Here is a 13637-nt window from a genome sequence, read left to right on the forward strand (position 1 = left end):
GGTTTTTAATTTAAACTATTTATAATCGTCATTGACAGGAAGGTTTTCCAGTGCATCTTTGGCAGATTTTATATTCTCATTTTTAACATCTTTAATGACTATGCCATCCCTTAGAGTGACGGTCCTGCTGCTGAAAGTAGCAATGTCGGGCTCATGGGTAACGAAAACTATCGTTCGGCCCTGTTGATTAAGATCCTGCATGAGGGCCATGATTTCATAGGAAGTTCTCGTATCAAGATTTCCTGTAGCTTCGTCGGCAAGAATCATTACAGGCTCATTTACTAAAGCCCTGGCGATGGCAACTCTTTGCTGTTGTCCGCCTGACATCTGATTCGGAAGATGGTCAACTCTGCTTTCAAGTTTTACTGCAGCAAGTGCCTTTAGAGCCCGGTTGTGACGCTCTTCAGTAGAAACTTTTGAATTGTAGAGAAGAGGAAGTTCCACATTTTCTTTCGCTGTAGTTCTGGCCAGAAGATTGTAGGACTGAAACACAAATCCAATCTTTTGATTTCTCAAAACAGCTAATTCATCACGATCAAGGTTTTTGATATTCACCCCATCCAGAATATAATCTCCACCTGAAGGTTTGTCCAGACAGCCAATAATGTTGAGTAAAGTGGACTTTCCTGAGCCGCTGCTTCCCATCACTGTCACGAATTCTCCTTTTTCTACAGAAAATGTTACCCCTTTTAAGGCGTGAACGGTTTCTTCACCCATTTTGAACTCTCTTTTAAGATCTATGATCTCCAGAATTTTTTCTGCCATAACCTTTTTGTTAGTTGAAAATTGAAAATTTAAAGTTGAAAATGGAAAATTGATATTAGAATGTGAATACTAAATTCAAATTCTTTTATCTCGGTCCACCGCCGCCGCCATTGCCACCACCGCTTTTATTGTTTCCGCCACTCCTTCTTTGCGGCATGAAAGGGCTTTTAGCCTGTCCGCCGGAGGTTTTTTTAGAAAGAACTTTATAGCCGGTAATGATTGTTTCATTTTTATCCAGGCCGGAAATTACTTGGATCTCCGTATCATTGTCCAGCCCTGTTTTTATCCTTTTACGTGAGATGGTACTGTCTTTAGCAATTATCCAGACTGCTGCTTCATTCTTTTTATCCATTCCTTTTCCTTGTTTTTTCCATTGTCCTTTTTCATGTTTTTTACCATTAGCAAAAGGTGAATTGACCTTGTATTTCTTAATAATGATACTGTCTGGTCTGAAGCTTGTCGCTGCCGCAGGAATTTTCATTACATTTTCTAAAACCTGAGTATAAATAGTAATATTGGCAGTCATTCCAGGCTTTAGCTTTAAACTGGAATTATCAGCATTAATAATTGTTGTATAATTCACAACATTCGACGAAACAGTAGGATGGAGACGTACTTCAGAAACCTGCCCTTTAAATATTTCATCAGGGAAAGCATCTACAGTGAAGGTAGATTTCTGACCTACTTTTACATTCCCGATGTCTGCTTCATCTACTGAAGCGCGAACCTGCATTTTGGTAAGGTCTTTGGCTATACTGAAAAGGGTAGGTGTGCTGAAACTTGAAGCGACTGTCTGCCCTTCACTTACATTTCTGTTAAGAACCGTTCCATCTATTGGTGAATAGATATTCGTAAGAGATAGGTTTTTATTGGCCGTGGAAAGCTGGGCTGTTACCGTACCTACCTGAGCCTTCGCCGCGTTATACTGATTGGTTGCATTGTCAAAATCGGCTTTACTGATGGCGCCTACTTTGTAAAGCTGTGATTGTCGGTTAATATTGATCTCATTATAGGCAAGATTGCTCTTTGCATTTTGGAGATTAGCTTTATACTGTTCTGATTGATACTGAAGTAGGTCAGGATCTAAAGTAGCCAGAAGTTGCCCTTTTTTGACGGTAGAATTGAAGTCTACATAAAGACTTTTAATGATACCTGATACCTGCGTACCTACAGCAACAGTATCTACAGGTTGTACAGTTCCTGTTGCTGTGATAGAATTGGAGAGGTCTCCCATCTCAGGTTTCACCGTTTCCAGTTGTATTTTGATTTCTTTCTCTCTGATGAAGAAAAACCAGACTGCACCAATAGCAATGATGCCGCCCACAACCCAGTACAACCATTTTTTATTCTTTGTTTTCATAGCTTACTTTAGATTTATAGGGTTACCTGCATAAAATTCATAGATCTGTTTATTGAGTACTGCAGTATATTTAGCCTGCAGATAATTTTGGATAGACTGTATATAGAGCAATCGCTGCTGCTGAAGCTGTACATAGTCAATACTGCCAATTTTCATCTGGGCATTCATGATATCGTAGCTCTGTTTGTTGAGGTCCATTTGTTTGGATGCTGAGTCGTATTGTGACAATGCGTTCTGCAGGCTGATATAGGATTGCTCAACCTGTTGGTTAAGGACGGTTTTCGTATTCAATAAATCCAGATTGGCCTGTTCAATAGCAATTTTAGATTTTTCGACCTGAGTTTTATAAATTCTGTTGTTATAGATTGGAATTCCGAGACTCAGCCCGATTGGCATGTAAAAATTGGTGCCTAGCTGGTTAAAATAATTACCGTTTCCATACGCATAGTTGGTAGAAATATTTCCGGTAAGATTTAAAGTAGGCTGTATGGAAGCCCGGGCCATTTTTAAAGCAGTATTGGAATTTTCAATATTCAGTTCTCCGTATTTTACCTCGGGACGTTGATTCTGTGCCAGATCCTGAACTTCCTGTAATGATTTAAGCTGATTGTCCACAATGATGCTGTCGGGTTTTACAATCTGAAAATCATAGCCAGAGGGCAGCTGCAGTATTTGTTTTAAATTAACAATATTGGTACGCAAAGTATTTTGAGAAGAGGTTAAGTTATACTCATCCTGAGCTACCTGTGCCTGGATCTGAAGGTAGTTTAGTTTTGAAATATTCCCTGCTGCATAAAACTGATTCCCTTGTTTTAATTGGGTTTGGCTTGTTTTCAGAACACCTTCAAGGGATATTATATTTTCCTGGGTCATCAGGATGTTTAAATAGGCCTGAGCAATATTTATCGTAATGTTATTCTGTGATTCCTGTACTGAAAGATCAGCCATCTGAACCAGCAGGTTTTTTGATGCTTCATTATTTTTGATGTAGCCGGCATGATAGAGGGTCATGGAAGAATTAGCTCCTATACTCTGTGCCTGAACACTGTTGAGTTGAAGACCATTACCTCCATTTAGAGCAAAAAGCCCCTGAGATACAGTTCCGTTCAGATTTGGATATTTGGCATCTTTTGCCTGAAGAAGATCCTGTTCGGCAGAATTTTTTGAAAGTCGCAGTGAATTGATAGAGATATTATTCTCTTTTGCATACTCTATACAATTTTCCAGCGTCCAGCTGGCTGGATAATTGGCCGACTGTGCAAATATTTCGAGCCCCATAAAAGTGAATGTCAGAAGGAAAAATTTGCGTTTCATGGTTTTATTTTTGAAAATTCATAAATAACACAGAAAAAATCAATCCAATTTAATAAAAAAAAATAATGTTTAACAACTTTTTAACCCAATGCTTGTTTTTTTGGATTTAATTTTCAAAAAATTAAAAATATATTAAAAGATTCTGAATTTAAGTTTGTATATTTAATACTTTATTCAAAAACAAATCAAATATTTGTTGTATCTTTGCAAAAATTTTAAAATAGTTAATGAATTTATTTACGGAAACCAATTTAAGTCCTGATATCCTTAAGGCAATTGGCGAACTGGGCTACGAAAGCCCAACAGAAATCCAAAAACAGACTATCCCTTTTATTCTTTCAGATATTCGCGACTTGATCGCACTTGCGCAGACAGGGACAGGCAAAACAGCAGCGTTTTCGCTTCCGATTTTGGATATGATTGACGATACGAGTCGCAAAATCCAATTATTGGTGCTTTGTCCGACACGGGAATTATGTCTTCAGATTTCGAAAGACATAAAGAACTACTCTAAGTACATGAAAGACATCAAAACTACTGCGGTTTATGGTGGAAGTAGCATTGTAGATCAAATGAGATCTTTGAAGGATAAGCCTCAGATTATTGTAGGAACTCCAGGAAGAGTAATCGATCTTATCAACAGAAAAGCGCTTGACTTTTCTGCCATCCATTGGTTGGTATTAGATGAAGCAGATGAAATGCTTTCTATGGGATTCAAGGATGAATTGGAAACCATTTTGAGAGAAACTCCGGAAACAAAACAAACTTTCTTATTCTCGGCTACGATGAACAAGGAAGTGGAAAGAATTTCCAAAAACTACCTTACAAAACCACACCGTATTTCAGTAGGTTCTATCAACGAAGTGAAGAAGAACATTACGCACGAATATTACGTGGTAGGGTACCGTCAGAAAAAAGAAGCATTGAAGAGACTTATCGATGCAAACCCTAATCAGTACTCCATTATCTTCTGTAGAACGAGAATGGAAACTCAGGAGGTTGCTGACTTCTTGATGCAGAATGGGTACGCAGCTGATGCTCTTCACGGAGATCTTTCTCAAGCGCAGAGAGATACCGTAATGAAGAAGTTCAGACTGAAGAACATTGATATTCTTGTAGCAACAGACGTTGCAGCAAGAGGATTGGATGTAAACTCTCTTACTCACGTTATCCATTTTTCTTTACCTGATGATCCTGAAGTATTCGTTCACAGAAGCGGAAGAACAGGTAGAGCAGGAAAAGATGGTATTTCAATGGCTTTGATTAAGCCTGAAGAAAGTAGAAAACTGAAGCAGATCAAGTCTGCAACGAAGATCGAAATCAATGAGAAATTCATTCCTACAGGAGAAGATATTATCAAAGCTCAGGTAGGTGGTGTTTTCGAAAAGTTATTAACAGAGCATGAAGATCTTTTCGAGTTTGATGATAGCCTGATCCCGGATCTAAGTAAGTTTACAAAGGAAGAATTGGTGCACCAGTTGCTACAGTTCCAATTGAAAGATCTTGCTTTATACTACAAAGACAAACATGATCTTGCTGAGCAGAAATTCAGCAGCAGAGATGATGATTACTCTAGAAGAGACCGTGGACGTGATAGAGACAGAGATAGAGGTCGTGACAGAGACAGTAGAGATAGCAGAGACAGAGATCGTGGAAGAGACAGAGATCGTAGTTCTAAGCCAAGAAGAAAAGATGAAAACATGGTTAGATTCTTCTTCAACCTTGGAAAGAAAGATCACTTGAAGAAACTTGATGTTTTAGATATTATCAACAAAGCTACTGGTGATGGGAAATCCAAAAAAAGAGCTGAGATCGGTGATATCGAAATCTTAGAGAAATTCTCTTTCTTCGAAGTTGAAAAATCGTTTAAAGACAATGTCTTAAGCAATATTCAATCAATGAAATTTAAAGGAAAAGATATGAGAGCTGAAGTAGCTAACTAATCGCTTTTCATACCATACAAAACCGGCAGCAATGTCGGTTTTTTTATTTGATATTCAGGCGATAAGCGAATGTTAACAAAACTTAATGTTATATAGTTTCACGTGCAATCCTTTTTTAGGAAATTTGCACTCGAATTATAAATACTAAAAAATGGGAATTGGTAATATTTTCCACGCTTTTCAACCAAAAGATAAAATCTTCTTTGTACTTTTTGAAAAGGTAACTGAAAATCTAGTTGCAATGTCTGAGGAATTCAATACAGGAATCAAAGATTTCGATCTTAATGACGATTCTATGTTGAAAAAAATGAGTGATTTTGAACATAAAAATGATGAGCTTACGCACGAGATCTTTGTTGAACTGGGGAAAAACTTCATTACACCTTTCGATCGTGAGGATATTCATACACTGGCAACAGGGTTAGATGATATCGCCGATTATATCTACGCTTCTACAAAATATATCTTCTTATACAAATCTCCGGAGATGAAGGCTTATTCAGACTTCTCTTTACTGATCCACAAAGCGTGTCTGGAAATTCAGAATGCAATGAAGAATCTTAAAGGATTCAAAAACATGGAGCAGGTAAAAGAAGCTTGTATCAAGGTAAACTCTATTGAAAATATTGCAGATGACCTGCTTTCCAACTCAATGGTAGAATTATTTGAAACCAATGATGCCATCAATATCATTAAAATTTCATCTGTACTTAATTATCTTGAAATAGTAACAGACAAAGCAGAAGATGTTGCCAACACGATTGAGAACATCATGATTAAATACGCCTAATACATAGCAAAAAATGGAATTTCCTATTTTACTTGTAGTTATTATTGCGTTGGCCCTGATTTTCGATTATATCAATGGTTTTCATGATGCTGCCAATTCAATTGCAACTATAGTTTCTACAAAAGTTTTAACTCCATTCCAGGCTGTACTTTGGGCGGCGCTCTGGAACTTTGCAGCTTTCTTTATTGCTGCTTATATTATTGGAGAATTCAAAATTGGTAACACAATTGCCAAAACAGTTAACGAGAATTTTATCACCCTTGAAGTTATATTTTCCGGCCTTATGGCAGCTATTGCATGGAATCTTCTGACATGGTGGTTTGGAATTCCTTCATCATCGTCTCATACGCTGATCGGAGGATTCTTAGGGGCTGCTCTTATGCATGCTTTTATGTCTGATTATCACGCTGTTACTCTTGCTCAGCCTAACTTAGGATGGTGGGAAACTGTAAAAGAAGCTGCCAATCAGGTAACCCATCAGAGTGTTGTGAAGTTTGATAAGGTGATTCCGATCTTCTTATTTATTTTCATGGCTCCGATCATAGGGATGATTATTTCGATTATTATTACTTTAATTATTGTTCACCTTTATAAAAGATCAAATCCTTATAAAGCAGATAAATCTTTCAAAAGACTGCAGTTGGCTTCATCAGCACTGTTTAGCTTAGGACACGGTTTGAATGATGCTCAGAAAGTAATGGGAATCATTGGAGCAGCGGTAATTTATTATCACGTTAATATGCTTCAGGATGCGCAGTATCTGGATATCCCTTCGGCAGAGCGTTTCAACTATTTTGCACAGCATTATATCTGGGTTCCTTTGGTTTCATTTATTGCAATTGCTTTAGGAACAATGAGTGGTGGTTGGAAGATCATCAAGACAATGGGTACTAAAATTACAAAGGTAACTTCACTGGAAGGAGTGAGTGCTGAAACGGCAGGAGCAATTACTTTGTTTATCACAGACCACTTCGGTATTCCTGTATCTACCACACATACGATCACAGGTTCTATTATTGGGGTAGGATTAACCAAAAGAATTTCAGCAGTAAGATGGGGGATTACCGTAAGTCTTCTTTGGGCTTGGGTCTTAACAATTCCAATCTCTGCAATAGTGGCTGCATTTACCTATCTTGTAGTAACTTTCCTTTTTTAAAATACAAAATCATATTATCATATAAACTTTGTCCGTTTGGGCAAAGTTTTTTGTTTTATAAAGCCTCGAAAAATTGTATTTTTGTTCAAATTATAAGATTTTATGGAATTTTTAGACAAATACCAGCAGATTGTTGCGGACGCCATTAACAAGTACACTTTTAAAGATAAACCTACGGAGTTATATGATCCGATGAATTATATCATTTCTCACGGTGGAAAACGTCTTCGCCCTATTATGGTGCTGATGGCATGTGATCTTTTTGGAGGTGATCTTAAAGAGGCGATCAAGCCGGCACTGGCTATCGAGTTTTTCCATAATTTTACGCTGATCCATGATGATATAATGGATGAAGCTCCTTTAAGAAGAAACAAGCCCACCATACACACTTTACACGGAATTAACGTAGGTATTCTTTCCGGAGACGGGTTGATGCTTAAAGCTTATAAGTTTTTTGAAGATCTTGAACCTGAAATTTTTAAAGCATGTATCAGAATCTTTACCCATACAGGACTTCTATTATGTGAAGGACAGCAGTATGATATCAACTTTGAAACTCAGGAGAATGTTACATTCGATGATTATATCAGAATGATCACTTATAAAACTGGAGTACTGAGTGCTTCTTCTTTTGAGATCGGAGCATTGATTGCAAGAGCTGATTTTAAAGATGCCAAAGCTATCTTTAACTTCGGAAAGCATATTGGAATTGCATTTCAGATCATGGATGATTATTTGGACGTGTTCGGAGATCAGGCTCAGTTCGGGAAGAAACATGCCGGAGACATTTATGAGAATAAAAAGACCGTTCTATACCTGTTAGCAAGAGAACATGCTACAGATGAAGAAAGAAAAGAACTTGACTACTGGTATTCTAAAAAGACTGAAAACGTAGATAAGGTATACGGGGTAGAAAAAATATTCAGAAGAACAAAAGTTGACGAAAAAGCATTACGCCTGATCGAAAAACATAACGAAATCGGACAAAGCTATCTTAAGAAAATAGATATCCCTGAAGAAAAGAAAAAGCCATTCATAGAACTGGCAAATTACTTGCTGAGAAGAGAAAGCTAAATATAGGCAGCAGGGTATAGGTGACAGTTGGTAATCTACCTGCAACCTATTTCCTGCAACCTAATTCCTATACAATGAAATTCAGAACTGAAGTAGATATTCCCGCATCAGAAAAAAAGATAGAGATTGAAGATAAAATATTTTCAATAGGATCATGTTTTGCTTCTGAAATGACTGATTTACTGAAAGACGGGCAACTTCAGACCCTTAATAATCCTTTTGGAACTATTTTTAACCCATATTCCATCAATAATGCGGTAAAAAGGCTTCATGATTCCTCATTTTATGAAGAAGAAGAGCTGATTATCTATAATAATGAATACATTTCTTTAGATCATCACAGTAGTTTTGATACCCGGTATATTCATCAGACCCTGGATAAGATCAATAAAGAGATTGAAGAAGGGAATGCTTTCCTTCAGGAGGCAGACTGGATTATCATTACCTATGGATCTTCCTTTATCTATGAATTTGTTCCGAAAGAAAAACTGGTGGCCAACTGTCATAAAATTCCGCAGAAATTTTTTGAAAAAAGGCTGCTCTCCCATCAGGAACTTACCAGCTCTATTTATCAGACTGTTTTAGATCTTAAAGATATTTGTAAAGAAGGAGTACAGATTTTGTTTACTGTTTCTCCCGTAAGGCATACCAAAGACGGAATGGTAGAAAATCAACTGAGTAAATCCAAATTAATTACGGCCATTCACGAATCTATTTCGATGTTTGAAGACTGTCATTACCTCCCCGTTTATGAGATTTTAATGGATGATCTTAGAGATTACCGCTTTTACAAAGAAGACATGATTCATCCAAGTCCTCAGGCAGTTAATTATATTTTTGATAAATTTGGGAATGCTTATTTTTCAGGAGATACCCAAAATTTTATTAAAGAAAATTTTAAAATTATCAGGGCTCTAGAGCATAAGACCAATGATAAAAAAGATCCTAAATTTATTGAATTCAGAGAAAAATTGGATGAAAGGATTGAATGTCAGCGTAAGAAAGTAAAGCATAAAATATTTTAAATGATTGACTTTACCAGCATTGGCTATTTGAAAAACGGTAATGAAAGACAGAAAAGAGCTTACGAAGTTCTTACCCAATATAAAGTTCTTGAAAAGTTAGGGAATTATTCTCCGGTATTGGCAGGAACTATTCCCATAGAAATTGATATTGAGACCAGCGATCTGGATATTATTTGTGAAATTGACCTCAGGTTTGAAGATGAATTTTTGAATGAGGTAACATTAAGCGGGCTAATACCGGCAAATGCTGATTTGAAAATTAAAAAGAGTAGGATTAAAGGAGAGAAAAGTATCGTTCTGAACTTCATGCTGGAAGAGTTTCCTATTGAGATTTTTGGTCAGAATAAACCTGTTACAGAACAGAACGCTTACAGACATATGATCGCAGAATACAATATTTTGCAGCAAAAAGGAGAAGAATTTAAACTAAAAATAATAGAACTTAAAAAACAGGGAATCAAAACAGAACCCGCATTTGGAATGCTGATGAATCTTGAAGATCCCTATGAAGATCTGTTAAAACAATAAGAAAATGATTGATACACATACGCATTTATATGCAGAAGAATTTGATGAAGATAGAAAAGAAACTATTCAAAGAGCTTTAGATAAAGGAATTACCGAATTTTACCTTCCGGCAATTGATTCTGAATCACATGAGAAAATGCTGCAGCTGGAAACAGAATACCCTGGTCAGGTTTATTCAATGATGGGATTACACCCTTGTTACGTAAAGCCGGACTCATGGGAAAAAGAACTGGACATTGTAAAAAAATATCTTGATCAGAAACATTTTCCGGCAGTAGGGGAAATTGGTATAGATCTGTATTGGGATAAAACAACATTAGATATTCAGGTAAAGGCTTTTGAACAGCAAATTGACTGGGCGATAGAAAAAGATCTTCCGATTGTGATCCATACAAGAGACAGTTTTGATGAAACCTTTGAGGTACTGGAAAGAAAGAAACATCCAAAATTGAGAGGGATTTTCCATTGTTTTTCGGGAAACCTGGAGCAGGCAAAACACGCCATTGATCTGAATTTTATCTTAGGAATCGGTGGAGTAGTGACCTTCAAAAATGGGAAAATAGATCAGTTTTTACATGAAATTCCTTTAGATAAAATCGTTTTAGAAACAGATTCTCCATATCTGGCCCCCGTTCCGTACAGAGGTAAAAGAAACGAAAGTTCATATCTGGATTTGGTAGCCGGGAAACTGGTGAATATTTATGGAAAAGATTTTACTGAGATAGACAGGATTACAACAGAGAATGCGAAGAATCTTTTCAGATAAAAAGTATTTTAAACGGTAAGATAAAGAAAAACCCTTTTCAAACATTGAAAAGGGTTTTATTTTTATTTCTTTCTGGTGAAATTCTTGTTCTTAGGTTTTTTTAAGCCGATTGAAGCCGTATTAGAAGGCTTTTTACGGTTGTTATTTGACCTTGAATTACTGCTGCTTGGCCCTTTTGGCTTGTCACCTCCTCCAGAAGAGGGTCTGTTATTGGAATCCCTTTTCTGGGCAACCAGATCATCAGTGTGGAACGGATGGTCTTTGGTTACAGGAATTTTCTTCCCAATTAATTTCTCCGTATTCTTTAAGTTTAAAAGATCAAGTCCGTCCACAAAAGATATGGAACTTCCTTCAGCGCCTGCTCTTCCCGTTCTTCCGATTCTGTGTACATAAGTCTCAGAAACGTCAGACAGTTCGAAATTGATGACGAATTTCAATTCATCAATATCAATTCCCCTTGCTGCAATATCCGTTGCAACAAGCACTCTTGTCTTTCCGGATTTGAAATTATTCAATGCATTTTGCCTTGCATTCTGAGATTTATTACCATGGATGGCTTCAGCTGAAATATGGTCGCTTTGAAGTTTTCTTGCGATTTTATCAGCCCCGTGTTTCGTTCTTGAAAATACCAATACGGAATCTGAAATATCATTTTTCAGAATGTGGGATAATAAATTCAGTTTATTTTCTTTTTCAACAAAATAAACCGACTGTTTGATCGTATCTGCAGTAGATGAAACAGGGGTAACTTCTACTTTTATAGGATTATTTAAAATGGAATTAGCCAGTTTCTGTATTTCTCCAGGCATTGTTGCCGAGAAAAATAAGGTCTGCCTTCTTTGTGGTAAAAGCTTGATGATTCTTTTTACATCATGTACAAAACCCATATCAAGCATTCTGTCTGCTTCATCAAGAACAAAGATCTCAATATTTTTTAAACTGATAATGCCCTGAGCAATAAAGTCAAGAAGTCTTCCCGGTGTAGCCACCAATATATCAACTCCTCTTCTTAATGCAGCTTCCTGGTTTCCTTGTTTTACACCTCCAAATATAACAAGCTGTTTTAAAGGAAGGTATTTACCGTAAGCATTAATATTTTCTTCAATTTGGATAGCCAATTCTCTTGTAGGAGTAAGAATTAATGCTTTTATATGTTTATTGGGTACTTTATTTTTGGATAAATTCTGTAGGATGGGGATAGAAAAAGCAGCTGTTTTTCCTGTTCCGGTCTGGGCACAGCCTAAAAAGTCTCTGCCATCTAATATATCAGGAATAGATCTTTCCTGGATAGGAGTCGGAGTTGTATATCCCTGCTCCTGAATTGCTTTTGCAATAGGTTCTATTAAGTTTAAGTCTGTAAAATTCAAATGAATTATTTTAAAATTTATATAAAAATTCCTTCTGTTTGAAAGAATTACATCCTGCAAAGGTAGTCTAAAAAAAATTAAAAATTTTAATTCTTCTATTTGACTTATTAAGGTCAGATGGTTTTTCCTGATAGAGGGTATTATATAATAAATGACCGCTCATACCTTAGCAGCCATTTGTCTTGTTATTAGGAAATAGAAACTATTTAAATTTATAACCTACACCAGCCTGCAGAAAGCCTACTTTTACAGGAATACCGTTTCCTTTATTGATTTCTATAAAATTAAAATGATATCTGGCGTCCACAAAGAACTTATCATTAATCTTGTATTCTGCACCCAGAAATGGAAAAAGATTTAAGGTTTTTATTCCATCATAATTACTTTTTTCAGTTCCGGTAATAGCATTGCTGGTTTCTGCTTTTGTTGAAATGTTAAATCCAAAATTCATCCCTGCAGAAGCAGAAAGATTAGGAATAATATAATACTTTGCAGAAATAGGAACCTGAATCTGATTAAGGCGATACTCTACTGTCATATTTCCTACATTCACAACTTCATTTCCTACTATGGCTACTGCAGGATAGGCAATTTTACCTCCTAACTGAGTATAAAGAACTTCAGCCTGTAATCCAAATTTTGGTGATAAAGGTTGCTCGGCCACAATACCAGCATAGAAATAAGATTTTGAATCCAGTTTTTCATCAAAAAACTTCATGCTGGATAAAGAATAACCTCCTTTCACACCAAAGCTTACAGAGGATTCCGTTTTTGTTGATTGTTGGGTTTGTGCATTCATAAAAGCTGAAGCAGCAAGTAGTAAGACGAAAAGAAAGTTCTTTTTCATGTTTTTTTGAATTAATCGATTATTGTTTTCTAAAAAAATAATTCCTCCAAAATGAAGGAATTATTGCACAAAAATAATTTAAATATTTTAAAAAAGACTACTGTACCTTAGTCCATTCCTGATTTTTTCTTAAGTCTTCAAAAAAATGATATACTTCAGAAAGCTTTTCGCTGCCACGTTTTCCATAATCTTCTATATTTTTTTGTGTACCATCTGCAAAACTGATTCTTAAGTAAGAAGTTGAAAGATCTGTGATATTTCTTTTTCCATATTTGTCATCTAAACTTTTTACGTTTAGTCCATCCAGTAAACTGATCAGTTTATTATAGTCTTTTTCTTTGATGGTTCCAGTAAAAGTTCCTTCACGGGGTTTTGAAAACTCATCTTTTGAAGTTTTATTACCAAAATTAAAATGTTCTGCTTCAAAAACAGCAGTCCGGTCTGGGTTGATGGTTATTTTAAAAACAGGGCAGAATCCAAAACAGGGACCTGCCTGATATTCTATTTTAGTATATTTTGAATTTACTTTCTTAGACGTTGTACAAGAAAGTAAAAATACAAAAGCAAAAAGGGCTAGCAGATATTTCATAGTTTTTTCAATTTAAAAGAGTCTCCCAACAATTGTTCCAAAAGTAGCAAATACGGAACATTTGGTGGATATAAAAAATACAGCCCCAAGGAAAAACCTGAGGCTGTTTATAT

Annotated in this window: 13 protein-coding genes; 7 read left to right on the top strand and 6 right to left on the bottom strand. The window is 36.2% G+C overall.

Annotated elements, in window-relative coordinates; genetic code table 11:
- Positions 1–15: 15 nt before the first annotated feature.
- From LF887_RS05585 to LF887_RS05595, 3 genes are all read right to left on the bottom strand, one after another.
- Positions 16–765 carry an ABC transporter ATP-binding protein gene (locus tag LF887_RS05585; protein ID WP_236857802.1) on the bottom strand — a complete coding sequence of 250 codons (750 nt, stop codon included), beginning with the start codon at positions 763–765 and terminating at the stop codon, positions 16–18.
- A gap of 85 nt (positions 766–850) precedes the next feature.
- Positions 851–2125, bottom strand: coding sequence for an efflux RND transporter periplasmic adaptor subunit (locus tag LF887_RS05590; RefSeq protein ID WP_236857803.1), 1275 nt, complete (start codon positions 2123–2125; stop codon positions 851–853).
- A gap of 3 nt (positions 2126–2128) precedes the next feature.
- Positions 2129–3439, bottom strand: coding sequence for a TolC family protein (locus LF887_RS05595; protein WP_236857804.1), 1311 nt, complete (start codon positions 3437–3439; stop codon positions 2129–2131).
- Between the two features lie 227 nt (positions 3440–3666).
- Here LF887_RS05595 and LF887_RS05600 point away from each other — a divergent pair, with 227 nt between their 5' ends.
- The 7 genes from LF887_RS05600 (at position 3667) to LF887_RS05630 (ending at position 10721) form a co-directional block, all read left to right on the top strand.
- The gene (locus LF887_RS05600; RefSeq protein WP_236857805.1) at positions 3667–5382 is read left to right on the top strand and encodes a DEAD/DEAH box helicase; all 1716 of its coding nucleotides are present in this window, start codon (positions 3667–3669) and stop codon (positions 5380–5382) included.
- Between the two features lie 151 nt (positions 5383–5533).
- Entirely contained in the window at positions 5534–6172 is a 639-nt protein-coding gene (locus LF887_RS05605; RefSeq protein ID WP_236857806.1) for a DUF47 domain-containing protein, read from the top strand.
- A 13-nt stretch (positions 6173–6185) separates the two neighbouring features.
- A complete protein-coding gene (locus tag LF887_RS05610; protein WP_236857811.1) occupies positions 6186–7328 on the top strand; it encodes an inorganic phosphate transporter in 1143 nt (380 codons plus the stop codon).
- Between the two features lie 102 nt (positions 7329–7430).
- Positions 7431–8402: a polyprenyl synthetase family protein gene (locus LF887_RS05615; RefSeq protein WP_236857819.1), complete on the top strand. Its 972-nt coding sequence runs from the start codon at positions 7431–7433 to the stop codon at positions 8400–8402.
- Between the two features lie 74 nt (positions 8403–8476).
- Positions 8477–9427, top strand: a complete 951-nt coding sequence (locus LF887_RS05620; protein ID WP_236857824.1) for a GSCFA domain-containing protein — start codon at positions 8477–8479, stop codon at positions 9425–9427.
- Positions 9428–9955, top strand: a complete 528-nt coding sequence (locus tag LF887_RS05625; RefSeq protein ID WP_236857825.1) for a DUF4269 domain-containing protein — start codon at positions 9428–9430, stop codon at positions 9953–9955. It abuts the gene before it with no gap.
- 4 nt (positions 9956–9959) lie between these two features.
- On the top strand, positions 9960–10721 hold the full coding sequence (locus LF887_RS05630) for a TatD family hydrolase (RefSeq protein WP_236857826.1): 762 nt from the start codon (positions 9960–9962) through the stop codon (positions 10719–10721).
- Between the two features lie 62 nt (positions 10722–10783).
- On the opposite strand, the gene LF887_RS05635 is transcribed toward LF887_RS05630, so the two are convergent.
- From LF887_RS05635 to LF887_RS05645, 3 genes are all read right to left on the bottom strand, one after another.
- Positions 10784–12088: a DEAD/DEAH box helicase gene (locus tag LF887_RS05635; RefSeq protein ID WP_236857828.1), complete on the bottom strand. Its 1305-nt coding sequence runs from the start codon at positions 12086–12088 to the stop codon at positions 10784–10786.
- A 202-nt stretch (positions 12089–12290) separates the two neighbouring features.
- Positions 12291–12935 carry a porin family protein gene (locus LF887_RS05640; protein WP_236857832.1) on the bottom strand — a complete coding sequence of 215 codons (645 nt, stop codon included), beginning with the start codon at positions 12933–12935 and terminating at the stop codon, positions 12291–12293.
- Between the two features lie 97 nt (positions 12936–13032).
- Entirely contained in the window at positions 13033–13524 is a 492-nt protein-coding gene (locus tag LF887_RS05645; RefSeq protein ID WP_236857833.1) for a DUF6438 domain-containing protein, read from the bottom strand.
- Positions 13525–13637: the final 113 nt, after the last annotated feature.

It is taken from the genome of Chryseobacterium sp. MEBOG06 (genome assembly GCF_021869765.1).
GTDB lineage: Bacteria > Bacteroidota > Bacteroidia > Flavobacteriales > Weeksellaceae > Chryseobacterium.

What these genes read in the sequence shown, in the direction of transcription:
- LF887_RS05610 (WP_236857811.1), top strand. Translation starts at nt 6,186, where the DNA reads ATGGAATTTCCTATTTTACTTGTAGTTATTATTGCGTTGGCCCTGATT.
- LF887_RS05590 (WP_236857803.1), bottom strand. Translation starts at nt 2,125, where the DNA reads ATGAAAACAAAGAATAAAAAATGGTTGTACTGGGTTGTGGGCGGCATC.
- LF887_RS05600 (WP_236857805.1), top strand. Translation starts at nt 3,667, where the DNA reads ATGAATTTATTTACGGAAACCAATTTAAGTCCTGATATCCTTAAGGCA.
- LF887_RS05630 (WP_236857826.1), top strand. Translation starts at nt 9,960, where the DNA reads ATGATTGATACACATACGCATTTATATGCAGAAGAATTTGATGAAGAT.
- LF887_RS05640 (WP_236857832.1), bottom strand. Translation starts at nt 12,935, where the DNA reads ATGAAAAAGAACTTTCTTTTCGTCTTACTACTTGCTGCTTCAGCTTTT.
- LF887_RS05605 (WP_236857806.1), top strand. Translation starts at nt 5,534, where the DNA reads ATGGGAATTGGTAATATTTTCCACGCTTTTCAACCAAAAGATAAAATC.
- LF887_RS05645 (WP_236857833.1), bottom strand. Translation starts at nt 13,524, where the DNA reads ATGAAATATCTGCTAGCCCTTTTTGCTTTTGTATTTTTACTTTCTTGT.
- LF887_RS05615 (WP_236857819.1), top strand. Translation starts at nt 7,431, where the DNA reads ATGGAATTTTTAGACAAATACCAGCAGATTGTTGCGGACGCCATTAAC.
- LF887_RS05585 (WP_236857802.1), bottom strand. Translation starts at nt 765, where the DNA reads ATGGCAGAAAAAATTCTGGAGATCATAGATCTTAAAAGAGAGTTCAAA.
- LF887_RS05625 (WP_236857825.1), top strand. Translation starts at nt 9,428, where the DNA reads ATGATTGACTTTACCAGCATTGGCTATTTGAAAAACGGTAATGAAAGA.
- LF887_RS05595 (WP_236857804.1), bottom strand. Translation starts at nt 3,439, where the DNA reads ATGAAACGCAAATTTTTCCTTCTGACATTCACTTTTATGGGGCTCGAA.
- LF887_RS05620 (WP_236857824.1), top strand. Translation starts at nt 8,477, where the DNA reads ATGAAATTCAGAACTGAAGTAGATATTCCCGCATCAGAAAAAAAGATA.